This window comes from Flavobacterium sp. (assembly GCF_965277525.1).
GTDB lineage: Bacteria > Bacteroidota > Bacteroidia > Flavobacteriales > Flavobacteriaceae > Flavobacterium.
Map to the genome: position 1 here is coordinate 432483 of NZ_CBDIDC010000009.1, position 15953 is coordinate 448435.

18 protein-coding genes are annotated in these 15953 nt (G+C 34.7%); 9 read left to right on the top strand and 9 right to left on the bottom strand.

All coding sequences use genetic code 11. The features are described from left to right. The first annotated feature begins 94 nt into the window (after positions 1-94). The 3 genes from ACQY44_RS19000 to ACQY44_RS19010 all read left to right on the top strand — a co-directional run bounded on the left by ACQY44_RS19000 (position 95) and on the right by ACQY44_RS19010 (position 1445). Positions 95-544, top strand: a complete 450-nt coding sequence (locus tag ACQY44_RS19000) for an SRPBCC family protein (protein ID WP_428231872.1) — start codon at positions 95-97, stop codon at positions 542-544. An 11-nt stretch (positions 545-555) separates the two neighbouring features. Further along, on the top strand, positions 556-1167 hold the full coding sequence (locus tag ACQY44_RS19005) for an SRPBCC family protein (RefSeq protein WP_428231873.1): 612 nt from the start codon (positions 556-558) through the stop codon (positions 1165-1167). 62 nt (positions 1168-1229) lie between these two features. Beyond that, the gene (locus tag ACQY44_RS19010; RefSeq protein WP_428231874.1) at positions 1230-1445 is read left to right on the top strand and encodes a hypothetical protein; all 216 of its coding nucleotides are present in this window, start codon (positions 1230-1232) and stop codon (positions 1443-1445) included. Between the two features lie 135 nt (positions 1446-1580). Here ACQY44_RS19010 and hemH read toward each other — a convergent pair whose 3' ends face one another. The 5 genes from hemH to ACQY44_RS19035 all read right to left on the bottom strand — a co-directional run bounded on the left by hemH (position 1581) and on the right by ACQY44_RS19035 (position 5188). Continuing rightward, complete coding sequence (gene hemH / locus ACQY44_RS19015) at positions 1581-2594, bottom strand: ferrochelatase (RefSeq protein WP_428231875.1); 1014 nt, start codon at positions 2592-2594, stop codon at positions 1581-1583. A 125-nt stretch (positions 2595-2719) separates the two neighbouring features. Further along, the gene (locus ACQY44_RS19020; protein WP_056251080.1) at positions 2720-3586 is read right to left on the bottom strand and encodes a helix-turn-helix transcriptional regulator; all 867 of its coding nucleotides are present in this window, start codon (positions 3584-3586) and stop codon (positions 2720-2722) included. A gap of 95 nt (positions 3587-3681) precedes the next feature. Continuing rightward, positions 3682-4221 carry a YceI family protein gene (locus tag ACQY44_RS19025; RefSeq protein WP_428231876.1) on the bottom strand — a complete coding sequence of 180 codons (540 nt, stop codon included), beginning with the start codon at positions 4219-4221 and terminating at the stop codon, positions 3682-3684. A gap of 43 nt (positions 4222-4264) precedes the next feature. Continuing rightward, a complete protein-coding gene (locus tag ACQY44_RS19030) occupies positions 4265-4804 on the bottom strand; it encodes a YceI family protein (protein WP_219071036.1) in 540 nt (179 codons plus the stop codon). Positions 4805-4819: 15 nt separating this feature from the next. Then, positions 4820-5188, bottom strand: coding sequence for a hypothetical protein (locus tag ACQY44_RS19035; RefSeq protein WP_035688608.1), 369 nt, complete (start codon positions 5186-5188; stop codon positions 4820-4822). A gap of 166 nt (positions 5189-5354) precedes the next feature. On the opposite strand from ACQY44_RS19035, the gene ACQY44_RS19040 reads away from it, so the two are divergent. From ACQY44_RS19040 to hemA, 5 genes are all read left to right on the top strand, one after another. Continuing rightward, positions 5355-5753, top strand: coding sequence for an OB-fold protein (locus ACQY44_RS19040; protein WP_428231877.1), 399 nt, complete (start codon positions 5355-5357; stop codon positions 5751-5753). 17 nt (positions 5754-5770) lie between these two features. Further along, positions 5771-6610, top strand: a complete 840-nt coding sequence (locus tag ACQY44_RS19045; protein ID WP_428231878.1) for a DUF5777 family beta-barrel protein — start codon at positions 5771-5773, stop codon at positions 6608-6610. A 133-nt stretch (positions 6611-6743) separates the two neighbouring features. After that, positions 6744-7178, top strand: coding sequence for a hypothetical protein (locus tag ACQY44_RS19050; protein ID WP_428231879.1), 435 nt, complete (start codon positions 6744-6746; stop codon positions 7176-7178). A gap of 17 nt (positions 7179-7195) precedes the next feature. Continuing rightward, the gene (locus ACQY44_RS19055) at positions 7196-7792 is read left to right on the top strand and encodes a hypothetical protein (protein WP_035688600.1); all 597 of its coding nucleotides are present in this window, start codon (positions 7196-7198) and stop codon (positions 7790-7792) included. A gap of 168 nt (positions 7793-7960) precedes the next feature. Continuing rightward, a complete protein-coding gene (gene hemA, locus ACQY44_RS19060) occupies positions 7961-9265 on the top strand; it encodes a glutamyl-tRNA reductase (RefSeq protein ID WP_428231880.1) in 1305 nt (434 codons plus the stop codon). A gap of 622 nt (positions 9266-9887) precedes the next feature. On the opposite strand, the gene ACQY44_RS19065 is transcribed toward hemA, so the two are convergent. The 3 genes from ACQY44_RS19065 to ACQY44_RS19075 form a co-directional block, all read right to left on the bottom strand. Next, the gene (locus tag ACQY44_RS19065; RefSeq protein ID WP_428231881.1) at positions 9888-10289 is read right to left on the bottom strand and encodes a hypothetical protein; all 402 of its coding nucleotides are present in this window, start codon (positions 10287-10289) and stop codon (positions 9888-9890) included. 514 nt (positions 10290-10803) lie between these two features. Beyond that, positions 10804-11208, bottom strand: coding sequence for a ribonuclease E inhibitor RraB (locus tag ACQY44_RS19070; protein WP_428231882.1), 405 nt, complete (start codon positions 11206-11208; stop codon positions 10804-10806). A gap of 277 nt (positions 11209-11485) precedes the next feature. Beyond that, the gene (locus tag ACQY44_RS19075; RefSeq protein ID WP_428231883.1) at positions 11486-11851 is read right to left on the bottom strand and encodes a hypothetical protein; all 366 of its coding nucleotides are present in this window, start codon (positions 11849-11851) and stop codon (positions 11486-11488) included. 647 nt (positions 11852-12498) lie between these two features. On the opposite strand from ACQY44_RS19075, the gene ACQY44_RS19080 reads away from it, so the two are divergent. Beyond that, entirely contained in the window at positions 12499-13788 is a 1290-nt protein-coding gene (locus ACQY44_RS19080) for a hypothetical protein (protein WP_428231884.1), read from the top strand. 229 nt (positions 13789-14017) lie between these two features. Here ACQY44_RS19080 and ACQY44_RS19085 read toward each other — a convergent pair whose 3' ends face one another. Continuing rightward, complete coding sequence (locus tag ACQY44_RS19085; RefSeq protein ID WP_428231885.1) at positions 14018-15769, bottom strand: alkaline phosphatase D family protein; 1752 nt, start codon at positions 15767-15769, stop codon at positions 14018-14020. Between the last annotated feature and the right edge of the window lie 184 nt (positions 15770-15953).

A 15953-nucleotide genomic window follows, 5' to 3' on the forward strand; every position in this document is an offset into this window, starting at 1 on the left:
TCCAAATCAACCTCTAAGGAAGTCTATTTTACACCCCTAAAAAGTAAATTTTAGATATCATCTTTGCTATGTAAAATCTTTAATAGCAAAAAGTATGAAAGCAATTTCCAATTTCACCCAAACATTAACTATGAGTCAGACACCACAGAAAGTATTCGAAGTTATTCTTAAGGTACGTAAATGGTGGACAGGGTATCATGACGAAACCTTTACAGGCATGACAGAAAAACTTAACGATGAATTCACTTTTCATGCCGGTAATGGTGCCCATTACAGCAAACAAAAAATAGTGGAGATCATACCTAACCAAAAAGTGGTTTGGCTAATTACCGATAGCAAATTAAGTTTTTTAGAAAAAACAGACGAGTGGACAGGAACAAAAGTAATTTTTGAAATTTCAACACAAGCAGACAAGACGAAACTCACATTTACACACGAAGGTCTGACTCCTGAAGTTGAATGTTACAATTCTTGTACCCCGGCATGGACAGAGTATTTGCAGAATAAGCTATTACCATTACTAAGTACAGATAAAGTCATTTAAAAAGATCTCATATGAAAAGAATACTATTAGCCGTAATTGTCGCTCCTGTGATTGTAAGTTTCAATAACACCACAAGCATTAAACCAGAGCATGAGAATTCAATAAATACTAAAACAAAAAACAACATGAAAGAAAGTAAAGACTATACGTCAACTATTTTGGTGGAACAAAATCCAGTAACAGTGTTTAATGCCATAAAAAATTTCCGGGCATGGTGGTCGGAAGAAATTGAAGGTAATACTGACAAACTTAACGAAACATTTTTCTATCATTACCAAGATGTGCATTTGAGTAAAATAAAACTGATAGAAATTGTTCCAAATAAAAAACTGGTATATGAGGTTTTGGATAATGAGTTCAATTTTGTAAAGGACAAAAGAGAATGGATTGGCACTAAATTGATTTTTGATATTTCCAATGAAAATGGAAAGACCAAAATGCAGTTTACACACGAAGGACTCGTTCCTGAGCACGAATGTTATAGTGTTTGTCAGGATGCGTGGACGAGCTATATACAAGGAAGTTTGAAGAGTTTAATTACAACGGGGAAAGGCAAGCCAAACGCTAAAGCTGGTGGACTTAATGCTGAATTGGTTGAGAAATGGGGCTTGCCTAAAAAGTAATTGTATATCGATTTAACATTAGAAGGTTACAAGTCGCCATTATGCTTTATCAATATCAAATCATGAAATCAATTAAGGGGGAATCTGCTATAATAACCCCAACAGGACACCCAAACCAAATTCATAAAGCCAATGAAAGAAAGCCACTACCAGTAGTAAGCCAATCTCTTCAAATCGTCCATAAATTTTATAGAAATTTGTCCTGTTCCTGGTCACCACAGCCAAACGGCGCCAATTGCAGTCAATTGGCGCCTGTTTTTTATTTAAAAACTTATTAAATAGTGTATTAGCTTATTTTATTTCCTTTTTCAGACATTATGCAGATCAGGTGCAAAAGTTAGGGGATTTAACCAAAAGATTAGATAATCTAGCTAGAAATAGTAAATGTAATGTTCTATTCTCTTAATTTAGATTTATCTAGCCCAGTCATTAATCCAATTACTCACGGTCTGACACCATTCATCATCATCATTCAAACACGGAATCGCTAAGAAATTCTCTCCTCCTTTTGCTTCAAAATCTTCTTTGGCTCGCATTGCGATTTCTTCCAGCGTTTCTAAACAATCTGAAACGAAAGCTGGAGTTACAACTGCCAATTTCTTGATCCCTTTTGCTGGCATTTTATCAACTTCAACATCGGTATAAGGTTCTAACCATTTGTCTCCCGCTAAACGCGATTGAAAAGTTAAACTGTATTTATCAGCTGGAAGTCCTAATAATTTCACCACTTGTTTTGTGGTTTCATAACATTGATGACGATAGCAGAAATCGTGTGCCGGTGAAGGTGTGTTACAGCAAGAGCCGTCAATTTTACAATGTGATTTGGTTACATCGGTTTTGCGAATGTGACGCTCCGGAATTCCGTGATAAGAGAATAACAGATGATCGTAGTCGGATCCAACTAGATGTTTCTGGATAGAATCAGCCAGATTCTTGATGTAATCCGGTTTGTTATAAAACGCAGGAACATCGGTAAAAGTCATTTGTGGAAATTTCTTTTTACGAATTTCTTCTGCTTTAACCAAAATTGTCAATGTTGAAGCCATTGCATATTGCGGATACAAAGGGAAAAGTAATACTTCTGTGACTCCTTTATCATGCAATTCCTGTAGCCCTTTTTCAATTGTCATACTTCCGTAGCGCATTGCTAGCGAAACCGGAACATTTACTAAAGACTGTACTTTTTTCTGCATTCTTTCAGATAGCACCACTAACGGAGAACCTTCTTCCCACCAAATTTTAGTATAAGCATGTGCAGATTCTTCCGGTCTTTTTCTCAGGATAATGCCACGAACTAAAAAAGCTCGCAACAAATACGGAACATCGATCACGTGTTTGTCCATTAAAAACTCGTCTAAATATGGTTTTACATCTTTTGTAGTTGGACTTTCCGGAGATCCTAAGTTTACTAATAATACGCCTTTCATTTACTTTTTGCTTTGTTCTATAGAATAGATGTTAAAATTGTCGCGCAGATTTTGCAGATTGAGTAGATTAAAATTCGTGGATTGCTTCGCCCGTTCATTATCACCAGGCTCATAGCCAACAAAACTTAAACATTCGTATTAATCGACATCAGATATTTTTTTGGAGTTGTTGCAAACTTTTTCTTGAATCCTGCAATGAAATGGCTTCCTGTACTGTAACCTATTTTCAACCCCACTTCGTTTACATTGTAAGAACCGCTGTCAAGCAATTTTCTGGCGAAATCCATTTTATAGTCAAAAAGAAAACCGTAAACCGTATCGCCATAAATTTGTTTGAAACCCATTTTTAGTTTTTTCAGATTCAGACCAATTTCATCGGCTAATTCTTGTAAACCAGGCGGTTCAGCCATATTGGCGATGATAATTTCTTTGGCTTTTTTTATTTTCAATACATTACCTTCATCAATTAAAAACGGACAATGATGCGCATTTGGATCTTCGCTCCTGTTAAAAGATAAACTAAGTAATTCGTATCCTTTACCTTTACAATAAAGATTTTTTATGGATGGATGAAGGTTATAATGGAACAACTGGCTTAAAACAACTGCCATTGAAGGACTTATACAACCTTCATTATAATAATTTTTATACTTGTTATCAGGACTTAAAAAAGTAATATAATCTGCTTCAACAGAAAACAATGCATGAAATTTCCTAATTGAAATAATAACAGAAATCATCCACGAATTTGGTGAAAGCTCTAAATGAAATGGTAGCTCCTTTTGTGGATTGTATAAAAGAAAGGATTTTTCTTCTTGTAGTGCTAAATCATAATTACCATTATTAAATGAAAATTTGGCGTTACCTTTAAGTACGAAATGAAACTGTATGAAATCAGTGGTTAGTTGACGGTGTGTAAAAAAAGGTTCTGGACCGTCATTCTGAAAACGGATAAGTGCAAAGTCGTTTTCAACTTTTATTTCTTCCTCCATTTTTGAAATAGCGAATAATTGGTTTTTCAAAATTAAATCTTTTTAATGGTTTAGTATACTTCTCTTAAAGTTATAAATCTTACTTTTTTGATCTGTCATTTCAAAACCGCAACAACTAGAATATTAATTTTATTAGAAACTTTGCTTTTCACGAGAGTTGGTATGACGATGTTAAAATCACTGGCATTTACGGCAAAATTAGATACAATACTAATTCCAGATCCGGACATCATTATCCTTGCTTTGGCTATTATATCCTTTGATTTTCCATGAAGCTCTAACTTCCCTTTTATAGTAAAATCCTTAGCAGAATTGGTAAGACTGTTTAAATCAAAATCTTCTATTTTCCCTTTAAATATAGCTTTAGGGTATTGATCGCTCTCCATATAATTTTCATTGAAATGCTCTTCCATTAACGCAACTTTAAATTGAAATCCTTTCATCAATGCTAAACTTGCAATTTCTCCTGTTGTAGTATTCAATACAAAGGTTACATTGTTATTTGTAGCTTTAACCTCTTCAAAAGAAGCAACAGATGCTTCAAAAGTTATTTTACTTGCTTTACTGATCATTTTTTCTTGCGCGAGACCAATAGCGCAAACATAAAGCATTGCAAAGAGTATAATTTTTTTCATGGTTTTCTTTTATATTATGTTAGTTTAAAAATCAATTTTTTGCTTATTTTAAAACAGCAATAATTTGAACCTTTACTCTATCATCAAGTTTATACTTGATAAGCGATGGAATTGGAATGCCAAAATCACTGGCATTAACAGCAAAATCTGAAATGATGGTAATTCTGGAACCTGTCCTGGTGATCTTTGCGCTCGCATTTATATCTCTTGATTTCCCATGAAGTTCTAAGTTTCCTTTTATTAGGTAATCTTTATAATCTTCAGTTAAATTATTGGCATCAAATTTTTCTATTTTTCCCCTAAAAATAGCTTTCGGATATTTATCGGTCTCCATGTAATTTTCATTGAAATGTTCTTCCATCAAAGGCATTTCAAACTGAAATCCTTTTATAAGGGCTAAGGATGCAATTTCACCTGTTGCCGGATTTAAAACAAAAGTTACATTGGTATTGGTTCCTAAAACCGGCTGAAAAGACGGGACAGAGGCTTCAAAAGTGATTGTTGATGATTTAGTTAAGATTTTTTCCTGCGAAAAAACAAGGAACGAGGCCAATATCATTGGCATTATTATGATTTTTTTCATGTTTTTTACTATGGATTATTGCTCTAATAATCCATCTTGTTCCCATTTTTTAATAACATCAATTGTGGTTTGAGGCAATCTTGGCCCTCCCTGTGGCATTAATGAACTATTTCCATTTTCTAAAGAAATCCGGTTGAGCAGCCCGCGATTTAAGACCGCATTTTTAACCTGGTCATAAGTAACCAGGGACATAGGTGCCCCATTTTTGGGAACAGCTGCATGACAGACAACACAATTATTATCAATGATGGATTTCACATTCTGATTGTATGTGGCAACGCCGGTAATTGGTGGAGTGTCAATTAAAGTACTGGGATTATCATCTGTACAACTTACTAGTAGTAAAGCAAATGATGGAATAAGCAAACGAGTTTTTAAATTCATGGGATTGGTTTTTAGTTTTAGAAAGGCTAAATGATTTTAATATTTAAAGCATTTTGAAATCATATACGGTGAAATGGATCATACAGATTTAATAACAGTCATATTTGATCATTTAAATCCAATAGGTATTTTTTAACGTAGATAATCCAAATACTAAAAACCAGCCATGAGAAAAAAAATACTTATTATTATTCCCCTCTTCCTGATAACCGGGATCTCAATTTACCTCTACAGTTACAAAGCTCATAGGAATATCGAATCAGAAACTGCAGATTATACTGTAACGGTTAAAGGACTCGAAAAAGAATTTACTTTCAATGACAGCCTTGCTAATGCCAAATACCAGGACAAAACAATTGAAGTAACTGCAATTGTAACAGCTGTTGAACCCGCCAGTAAGGGAATCGTTATTGGCGAAAAGATATTTGCAACCTTCAAAGACAGTTTGCCCAAAGACATTGCAATTGGCAGAATACTAAAAATTAAAGGACGATTTTTAGGATATGATGAGCTCTTACAAGAATTTAAAATAGATCAATCCTCCCTTGTACACCAAAACAAATAACAATTAAAATTAACCACATGAAAAAGCTCATTCTATTATTGTTTTTATTTCCATTACTAACCTATTCGCAAGACGACCTATTATCCGGAGTTGATGCGCCAATCACAAAAGAAAAGGTGACATCTGCATTTAAAGCCCTGAAGATTGTCAATCTCGAATCGACCAAACTGGCGGCAAAAGGAGATTTGTATTTTGTTGTAGCACACCGGTTTGGTTCTATAAAAGACGGCTTTGAGGGATTCTATGGACTGGATAACGCCAACACACAAATAAAATTCATATACGGATTGACCCCGGGGATTAATATAAGTGCCGCCAGAAGTGAATTTGCTTATGACTTTGCAACAAAATATATGTTATTGCCGCAAATAAAAGATGGATTTCCGGTGACTATTGCAGGGTTTAATAGTTTGTCTATCAACAACACGCTAAAGGAAAGTCTATATCCTAAACTTGAATTTAAAAATAGGCTCACCTATGTAGCCCAGCTTTTAATTTCCAGAAAATTCTCTGAAAAATTATCTTTAGAAATAGTTCCATCATTTTTCCATGAAAATTTTGTGCTCGACCCCGAACAGAGCAATTCACAATATGCCATTGGCTTTGGCGGTAGATATAAGTTTGCAAAACGCTGGTCATTGAATATGGATTATGCGGCACACTTAAACAGGGCGTCAAATTCTATTTATAAAAATCCATTATCCATTGGTTTTGACCTGGAAACCGGCGGACACGTTTTTCAAATGCATTTTACCAGTTCTCAAGCCATTGATGAAGCCGGATATCTTGGAAGAACTACGGGAGACTGGACTAAGGGAGATATTTTCTTTGGGTTTAATTTGGCAAGAGTTTTCTAAAAAACCCTGTAATTCAGCGTGTTGTTATTTACAATAAATCTAAACTACTATTTTGTCGATTTAAATAAAACCAAGCCAAAAAAGGGTTCGTATATGATCTAGAAAACCTAAAATCATTTTAAAAATCAGCTTTATGAAAATTAACAAATTTATTAAAAAAGGCCTTTGGACGGGATTGATCATTTTGGTACTATTTGTTGCCATTTTTCTATTCCACATTATTACCGCTAAGCCTGCTGTTTATGAAAGCCCAAATCTGCAGGTAAGCCGAATTGATTTTAAAACAAATATAGATTCGGTGCAAGCCAAACAAATATGTTCAGATTTGAGATCTATCAAGGGATTAACCTCTGATTCTATAATCGTAAAAAGAAATGTGGTTGTTTACTTCCATAACAACAAGATCACTAATTCTAAAAAAGTATTTGACCAGTTGATAGCCATAGGACATTATGATGCTCAGCGTTATATTTTACCAGAAAATTTGGCTGGCAAAGAAGTTTGCCCCGTGAATCAAAATAGTTTGAGCTACAGATTGTCTCAAAAACTAAACCGTTTTTTTAATTAACCTTTAATATTTTTATTATGAAAATTTATTCCAAAATTACACTTAGTGTATTACTCGCAGCTTCTGCAACCCTGGCTTCGTGCAGTAGTAATGATGATGACGCCCCGGTAACTCCTCCTGTAAAGGCATCTATTTACGAAAGATTAGGCGGAACTAAAATGGTTTCAGATCCAGATAACGCTGGCCAAATGATCGAGCAGGGGCGTTTGAGTTTCCGCAAGGTGGTAAATTCAACTATAGGATTAATTGTTGCCGACGTTCAGTCGAATGCAGCGGGGAATCTACAAGCGCATTTTGCCCCGGTATTAGCCGAAACAGGAACTACCCAGTCTACAAATATTGCTAAACTATCAGACAATCTGACTGATTTCTTTTCGTTTAACACTGGTGGTACAAATGCCGTAAATACCTATTCTGGTTTGAATATGGTAGCTGCGCACGATCCTGCGAAAAATCCTCGCATGGGGACAAAATCAAGTACTGCGGATTATACAAAATTTGAAGGATATGTAGGAGCAGCTGCAAATGCAAATGGTGTGGCTTCAAATACAGAGCTTTATACAGATATTGTTGCGGTCTTAGAATCACTTAGAACTCCAATAGTTCAAAAATAATTTCTCTTAAACGCTACCTGTTTTTCAGGTAGCGTTTTATATTTAAATCCTGCCGGCAACTTATAATGCAATTATGTCTGAATCCATTATTCTTTAGGATTAAAGGAAGTTTCATCGTGTTTTACAATAACCTACTAATATTTTTTTGAACTTTAAGAAGAGCATAATATGGAAAAATATAACATGTCCAAAAATACCACCTTTTATGCTTTAGGCTTAAGTTATAAAAAAGCAGATGCAGCAATTAGAGGGAAGTTTAGTTTGGATACTAAAGCACAATCTGATCTTTTGCTGCAGGCAAAGGCAGAAGGGATCGAATCATTAATTGTCACTTCTACTTGTAATAGAACCGAAATATATGGTTTTGCCAATCATCCATATGAATTAATCAAATTACTTTGCCAAAACAGCAAGGGCTCGGTAGAAGAATTTCAACAAGTCGCTTATATATACAAGAATCAGGAAGCTGTTAACCATATGTTTCGTGTGGGAACGGGTTTAGATAGTCAGATTTTAGGTGATTTTGAAATCATTAGTCAAATTAAAATCGCTTTTAATAATAGCAAACGCAAGGACTTAATCAATACATTCCTGGATCGTTTAATAAACGCGGTTATACAGGCTAGCAAAAAAGTCAAAACAGATACTGAAATTTCATCCGGTGCCACATCTGTTTCATTTGCAGCTGTTCAATATATTATCAGAAATGTAGAAGATATTAGAAATAAAAATATCTTACTATTCGGAACAGGGAAAATTGGCAGAAATACGTGTGAAAATTTAGTAAAACATACAAAGAATACCCATATCACCCTTATAAACAGAACAAAGAACAAGGCCATCGAATTAGCTGGTAAACTAAACGTTATTGTAAAGGATTTTCTAAACTTACAAGAAGAAATAAAACAGACAGATGTGCTCATAGTCGCAACAGGTGCACAAAATCCAACTATAGACAAAGCACTACTTAACAGAAAGAAACCATTACTGATTTTGGACTTATCCATTCCACGAAATGTAAATCCAGATGTAGCGCAAATTCCAGGAATAACTTTAATACATCTAGATTATTTGTCTCAGGTTACAGATGATACGCTTGAGAGAAGAAAGCAACATATTCCAGCCGCAGAAGCTATTATTGAGGATATGAAATTAGAATTCAATACATGGATGAATACTCGAAAATATGCGCCAACTATCCATGCGTTAAAAGCTAAACTTAATGATATTGTGGCAAGCGAATTGGCTATTCAGAGAAAGAAAACAAGCAATTTTGATGTCGCTCAGGTTGATTTAATCAGCGCCAGGATTATTCAAAAAATAACAAACCACTTTGCAAGCCACTTGAAAAATGAAAATACTTGCGTGGATGAAAGTATTGACTTTATTGAAAAAGTATTTCAAATTGGACAGCTTTCACCAACACACGCTTCTTCTCAAATTGAAAAAACATATAAGATCAATCTTTCATAGAGGTTATTGGCTTCTGCAAACAATTTTCGATCTGTATCAGAAATACCCACATAAGTTAGCAAATTGATTCTGAACCTTGCTGTAAATAACTATTGATCTATAACAGTTTAATCCCAACAGGACATCCAAGCCAAATTCATAAAGCCAATCAAAGACAGCTCCTATATATAGGAAGCAAATCTTGGAGTGGATACCTTTTTTGCCACAAAAAATTAAGGCAGTTTTTAAAAATATTTCACCTGAACAAATTTTGTGGCATAATCGTGTCGCATGGTGTTTTTGATAACAATAAATCGATCAAAATCAAGGCCTACCGAATTTAGGTTCGAAACTGCAGCTGAATGCTAAATATAAAAGTATAACAATGGCTGTTGTTTTTCGAGGCGTTTGTGAAGTCCTATTTTCATTGCGCTTAAAAAAGGATTCGGGATAATATTATTTGAGGCTAAAAGATACATTATTCAACCAAAAGTGAATTTCAGCCCCAGAAATAAATTTTTAATATTAGATATCTAGATAAGTTAGAATGCACTTGAAAAACAATTGAAATATAAGTAGAAGCATTTACAATTCATGAAAAAATACTTCAAATAATTGCTTTTGCCCTTAATTAAAAGAAAATTTAATTACCATCATATATGATTTCATAATTCATGGATTTTAATTTATCAAATGTTAATTCATATCGTTTGTCATAAATTCCCTGATCTTTTATTTCCTGCCATGTATGATTTTCCACTGTAGATTTTTTGAATATTAAAACCCATAACTTCTTATTTTTCTCGAAATAACTATCTCCAAAGGTTTCATTCCATGAACCTGCAATATTGATAATTAAACTTGGCTGAACTGCAAAATAATTAGGCAATATTTCAGAAGTTGAAGTAACATAATAGACGTACATAATTTCATTTGAAGTGTTTTTAATAGTAAAACTGCCATCAGTAGCTTCATCTGGCTCGCCAGGGCAGCCTTGTAAACAAAGAGACAAAACAATGCACAGCAGTAATTTAACATATTTCATAATTAATAATTTATTTAGTAAATATTTAAAAAAGTGCCGGAATTATAACATCCTATCAACTGAACCGCGCTACCGATGTTGGGTGAAATCCTACCTGATCAAAGCTTTTGTTACGAGGATTGATGTAATATCGTGAATAATCAAGATTCGAAAAAGAATTAATATCCTCTTCTAAAAATATTAGTATTAGTTGTATCCATACTGCCTGGTGTGAAAAGAAAAGGCTTATTTTTCATTCGCCTGCCTTATCATCTCCAGTATAACATCAAGGGTAAGCATTGTTTTAAGCCTGGTGCCGCAGCTTAGGCACACCCAGGTTCCCTGTGATTCGTCGTAGGGAAAGATACAGGTAATTTGAGAAATGTTAACTGTATACTGGGTAAGATCATCTGTTCTGAATTGGATTGTTTTCATTACCTATTTCTATAAATTACATTGTATAAAGATCTGTGCAATGGTAAAAAAATAAAGCGACAGCCTTTTACAGTGGAATGTCTTTAAAAAGCTTCGTGCTTTATTCCGATCCTTTCACAATTTTCCAACTGTCAAAGCTGCAGTCGTACTTGTATCCCATCTCACACATATCTGCGATCCACTCCTTTAAGGTTTCATGCATCATTTTCATTTCTGTGGTTCTGCCTGATATTACGAAAAGGCTTTTATCATGGGAAGCAGTACCGTGATTGACGATGTAACCCAGTTTTTGGATTTCTTCTTCCATTTTTTGGGATTTCTCCAAAGTATCCGTGTAAAAGAAATAATCAATTTTTAATTCATCTTCCTCTTCAACACTGGCATCGCGAAGTTTCACAAGTGATTCAATTGAAAGACGGAATTGTTTCTCCTTATTGGCTGTAAAATCATTTTCAGAAACAAAGCGTTTCTTTTTTTTAGGCTTTAAAAAACTTAAGATTTCCATTTTAATTTGGTTGTTGTAGTTTACAATTATACATTTCAAAACAAAAATAGGTAAATATCGAATCCGATAATCACCGCTGTTACAAACTTAACATACCACTTGAGTTCATGGCTCGTGCAGGAACCATGAAGCCGATAGTGTCTTTTTATTTACGATTAGATAAAAACCCAGGAGTTTTTACTTGATTTTAATAACAAAGAATTAATAGATAATCAGTTTCATCTAAAACAGATTTGGCATATCAATAAAAAGCCCCTGCTCCCGCAAGGGCTAAGTCTTATTTCTTACCTTTTTTTGACTTAGATTTTTTCGCTTTCTTTTTGGCAACTTTCTTTGCCTTGGCTTTATTTTTAGCTTTTTGGGCCCTGTCTTTCTTTTTTGCCTTTGCTTTTAATTTTGCCTTTTTATCTTTCTTGTTCTTTTTGGCTTTTTCTTTTTTCTTTCCTGATTTCTTCTCTTTTTCTTTTTCCTTCATCTTCTTTATTTTAAGTTTATTCTTTTCTGATTTTCCTTTTTCTTCAGAAATTTCTTTTAATGGTTCTTCGGTATTGATTTTTAAATCTTCAGTGACAATATCTTGAACTTCTGTTTCTTTAATTTCTGCTGAAGAGAGTTCAGTAGCAGTAGTTTCAGGGGTATTCACTGCCTGATTACTATTGTTATTGTCTTTCAGATCATTAAATCCTTCCTCGGGACTTTTTTTGCTCATTTGTATTTATATTTTAATTCAAAAATTATCCTGCTTGCACAAATTCGACAAACATTTAACTAAAAGATTATCTTATTGTTACCAAATTGTAAACAAATGTAATATTAAAATATATTTTCCAATGTTAAGCTTTTAAAACACCGCGTTGAAGCGGCCATAAACAGCTTTTCTCATGAATAAAATTTATTTTACACGAAAAAGCAAATAAAAACTTACAATTTATAAAAAGAATTTTACCACAATATCTTTTTTACGGACTGATTCTACATTTAAATTCTCTGATAATCATAAGAATGTGCTCCTAAATGTTTCACAGCCTTCAAGACTCACACTCATTATAAGTTGAAAGTAATATTAGCTGCACTGTTAAATTTTCTCTTTCACATGTTAAATATGGGTAAATCCCTGTGCAGGCTGCAACTTGTTTATCTATATTTGTAACAGGCACCGCAGCAATTTGCCCTATCATTTTAAACTGCTATAAGTTGGAGATTGATTATCGGAGATTACAAAAAACTGTTGTTATTAACTATAATTTGTTTTGCAGATGTCTAAAGAATAATACCTAATAGCCCCAAACTATGAAAAAAATTACGCTAATGATCTGCGTGCTGCTCACAGCAGCCGGCGCAAGCGCTCAGCAGGAAAAAGGAATTATAGGATACAGCAACTGGCTGGATAACTGGACAGAATTCAAGCCTCAAAAGGCCGACTCCAAAGATGCAAATCAAATTTTAGCCGGAAATATTTCTGAAAATACAAAACTGCTCAAAAGAAATGTATACATACTTCAGGGAAATGTATATGTAACCAATAATGCAGTGCTCACAATTGAGCCTGGTACAATAATTATTGGAGATTTTGCTTCAAAAGGCACCCTTGTTATCACAAAAGGCGCCCAAATTATGGCAGTAGGAATGGAAACAGACCCTATTGTATTTACCTCAAACCAAAGCATGAAAAAATCAGGTGACTGGGGAGGCGTAGTGATTCTTGGCGATGCCCCAATCAATAAATTTGGCAATGCCGGTTCTTACAGCATGGATCTTGATCCGGCACTTACTGTATATGGCGGGAACAACCCCGCTTCAAATTCAGGAGTATTAAAATATGTACGAATTGAATTTGCCGGTAAAAAGGTGAAAGGAATGGATGCTTTTAATGGATTGACCATTGCAGGAGTGGGAAACAAAACCACTTTGGAGAATATCATGGTAAGTTACTCCGGCGGTGATTCATTTGCTTTCTACGGAGGTGATGTAAACACATCTCAATTAGTATCCTACAAATCTATTAATGATGATTTTAAATTTACGCAGGGAATCCAATGCCGATTGTATAATTCATTAGCTGTGAGATCCTCTTATTTATCAAGCAACAAAGACGGATCCAGATGTCTGGAAGTAAGAACATACGAAAAGAAAAACGAAACAGACTTCACCAAAAAACCCACATTGGTTAGTGCTTCAAATATGACAATGCTAAACGACAGTGAAAATATTACAGCAGACATTCAGGCAGGTTTGGTTAAAGAAGCTGTGTATGTTGCTGAAAATGCCTCTTTGGAATTAAAAAGGAGCGTAGTTTCCGGTTTTAATCCCGCAGTTCTTATTGACAGTAAAACTGAGATCAATGAGGTTAACCTGAAAAAAATCAAATTTGAAGAGATGTTCTTTAATCAATGCAGCGGCAATATCTTTACAGAAAACAAGACTGACAATACAGATTTAGAAAACTGGTACGGTAACAGTATCTTTTTTAATGTGTATTCCCACACGGATAACAAAGAAACTTTTGTTGACATCTACAATGCAAAAAGACCGGATTACAGACTGCAGTTAGGTAAAATTACGGCTTCAAGCGGTAAATAGATCCCGGTTTCACAAAAAAACTAATAAAAAAAGGAAACAGCATTTATTTTCTGTTTCCTTTTTTTATGTAATATTCTTTCAATAATTTCACTGCTATTAAAGGTGTTCAGGACAGATCATCTGATATAAAAAATCGGAACAGGATTACTCCTGTCCCGATTTAATGTATAGTTTCCATTTATTTAGTGGTTGGGCATTACCGAAAAAATTTCAGTCCCTGCCTGATCAACTAGGCTATAGTGTATTTTTTTTCTGTAACCGTATTGATAGTTTCAGCCGTTACACTTTCTACAAATCGCCATTCCGCTTCAGAACCGGATGATGTAAATTTAAGATAGGTATATCCTCGTTTATACAAATTTGCATATTCTAAATCATCTATTAGCACTGTAAATGCCTGTGCTAATTCTATCGCTTTTGCAGGGTCTGAGGTAATGCCAAGATACCCTTCCAGTCCTGGCGATGAAACAGAACTGCAGGCTATTTCAGTACCTATAAACTTACCCTGCATATCGGTAAGTTTACCCATCCAGGCATTATGAGTATCTCCGGCCAGTACCACAACATTTTTTCCGGAAAGTATCGCATACAATTGTTCCCTTTCTGCAAAATAACCATCCCAGGCATCCAGATTATAAGGCAAAGTTGTCGTAACTCTCGCAATTTCCTGAGCCGTTAAAGAAGGATCATTTTGTTGATGTCTCATTTTAATAACAACAAGTTGAGAGATTGCACCAATAAGAGCCTGCATGGTTGCCTGCTGTGCACTTCCAAAATGATCTACTTCTGCCAAAACCTGGTTCAAAAGCAACAACAGCTCTGCAGGAATCAGCATTTTTGTCATCAGGATCTGCTGGCCCAATACTTTCCATTTAGCGGTATCTGCACTTATTTGTGATCCCAACCATGTCATTTGTTCGTTTCCAATTAATTTTCTGCTGGTGCTTAACAAATCTGTTCTAAATTTTGTCTGGTCAAAATTTCCGACATTATCAATATAATCAGCATAGCTCATCTGCTTATCTCTGGCTATAACTCTGGTATCCATCATATAAAGCGAAAGAATATTACCAAAATTAAAACTTCTGTAAATTCTAAGATCTTTTCCTGTTTTAAGCGGAATATATTCGCTGTAAGCCTGAAAAGCAGCCATTTTTCGCATCTGAAAATCTCCTTCGGACGGCTGATGATTTTCTGCACCGGATTTATAGGTGTCGTTAGCAAACTCATGGTCATCCCAAACGCATATAAAAGGTTTTTTCTGATGAAGAAGCTGAAGATTTTTATCTCCTCTGTATTGTCTGTATCTTTCTCTGTAATCGCTGAGGTTTAGAATCTCTCTGGCTGGTTTATGTTCTCTGCCCAGTGCGTTGGTAAAAGGATTTGTTCCGTATTGTCCCGGCGCATATTCGTAAATATAATCTCCAAGATGAACAACTACATCGGCATCCGAAGAAGCAATTGCTCCATACACATTAAAAAGTCCTGCCGGAAAATTAGAACAGGAAACAACAGCCATTTTTACATCATTTACACTATCTGTTTTAGACGGCAGCGTGCGTGTTTCTCCGGTAACAGTTACCTGTTTGGTTTTGGCATTATAAAATCTATAATAATATTTTGTATTTGAAGTGATGTTCTGAACATCTACCGCTATTGTAAAATCATTTGTAGAAGATGCTGCGGCCTGCCCTTTTCTTGTTACTTCAGAAAATGCGGCATCCTTACTTAACTCCCAGGTAATTTCAGCATCTGAACCTGCCGAATATCTTGTCCAGATAATCACTCCTGTTTCAGTCGGGTCAAAACTGGCTACTCCTGTCTCAAACCCTTCATTTTTCATTCCATCGGGCGCACCGCTGTTATCGGTTTTATCATCATCACTGCAGCTTTCAATAAGCGGAGCGATGAAAACTCCTCCGGCAGCCAATAAAGAATTTCTAAGAAACCTTCTTCTGCCTAAATTATTGTTCTTTTCCATAAAAAAATTTTTATATCAAAAAAACAATTTAATATGCAAGCATAAGTTATGGCAATTTCAACATTACCTTTTATTAATATTAACAATCCATTTACTATAATAGATTATCATTAGTTTAAGAAGCTACACTGGAGTTTATTTCTTTTTTAAAAAATAAATAGAGTAAAATTTCAGTCACCTCAAT

Coding starts and splice junctions, on each gene's coding strand:
- ACQY44_RS19000 (WP_428231872.1), top strand. CDS start 95: ATGAAAGCAATTTCCAATTTCACCCAAACATTAACTATGAGTCAGACA.
- ACQY44_RS19005 (WP_428231873.1), top strand. CDS start 556: ATGAAAAGAATACTATTAGCCGTAATTGTCGCTCCTGTGATTGTAAGT.
- ACQY44_RS19010 (WP_428231874.1), top strand. CDS start 1,230: ATGAAATCAATTAAGGGGGAATCTGCTATAATAACCCCAACAGGACAC.
- hemH (WP_428231875.1), bottom strand. CDS start 2,594: ATGAAAGGCGTATTATTAGTAAACTTAGGATCTCCGGAAAGTCCAACT.
- ACQY44_RS19020 (WP_056251080.1), bottom strand. CDS start 3,586: ATGGAGGAAGAAATAAAAGTTGAAAACGACTTTGCACTTATCCGTTTT.
- ACQY44_RS19025 (WP_428231876.1), bottom strand. CDS start 4,221: ATGAAAAAAATTATACTCTTTGCAATGCTTTATGTTTGCGCTATTGGT.
- ACQY44_RS19030 (WP_219071036.1), bottom strand. CDS start 4,804: ATGAAAAAAATCATAATAATGCCAATGATATTGGCCTCGTTCCTTGTT.
- ACQY44_RS19035 (WP_035688608.1), bottom strand. CDS start 5,188: ATGAATTTAAAAACTCGTTTGCTTATTCCATCATTTGCTTTACTACTA.
- ACQY44_RS19040 (WP_428231877.1), top strand. CDS start 5,355: ATGAGAAAAAAAATACTTATTATTATTCCCCTCTTCCTGATAACCGGG.
- ACQY44_RS19045 (WP_428231878.1), top strand. CDS start 5,771: ATGAAAAAGCTCATTCTATTATTGTTTTTATTTCCATTACTAACCTAT.
- ACQY44_RS19050 (WP_428231879.1), top strand. CDS start 6,744: ATGAAAATTAACAAATTTATTAAAAAAGGCCTTTGGACGGGATTGATC.
- ACQY44_RS19055 (WP_035688600.1), top strand. CDS start 7,196: ATGAAAATTTATTCCAAAATTACACTTAGTGTATTACTCGCAGCTTCT.
- hemA (WP_428231880.1), top strand. CDS start 7,961: ATGGAAAAATATAACATGTCCAAAAATACCACCTTTTATGCTTTAGGC.
- ACQY44_RS19065 (WP_428231881.1), bottom strand. CDS start 10,289: ATGAAATATGTTAAATTACTGCTGTGCATTGTTTTGTCTCTTTGTTTA.
- ACQY44_RS19070 (WP_428231882.1), bottom strand. CDS start 11,208: ATGGAAATCTTAAGTTTTTTAAAGCCTAAAAAAAAGAAACGCTTTGTT.
- ACQY44_RS19080 (WP_428231884.1), top strand. CDS start 12,499: ATGAAAAAAATTACGCTAATGATCTGCGTGCTGCTCACAGCAGCCGGC.
- ACQY44_RS19085 (WP_428231885.1), bottom strand. CDS start 15,769: ATGGAAAAGAACAATAATTTAGGCAGAAGAAGGTTTCTTAGAAATTCT.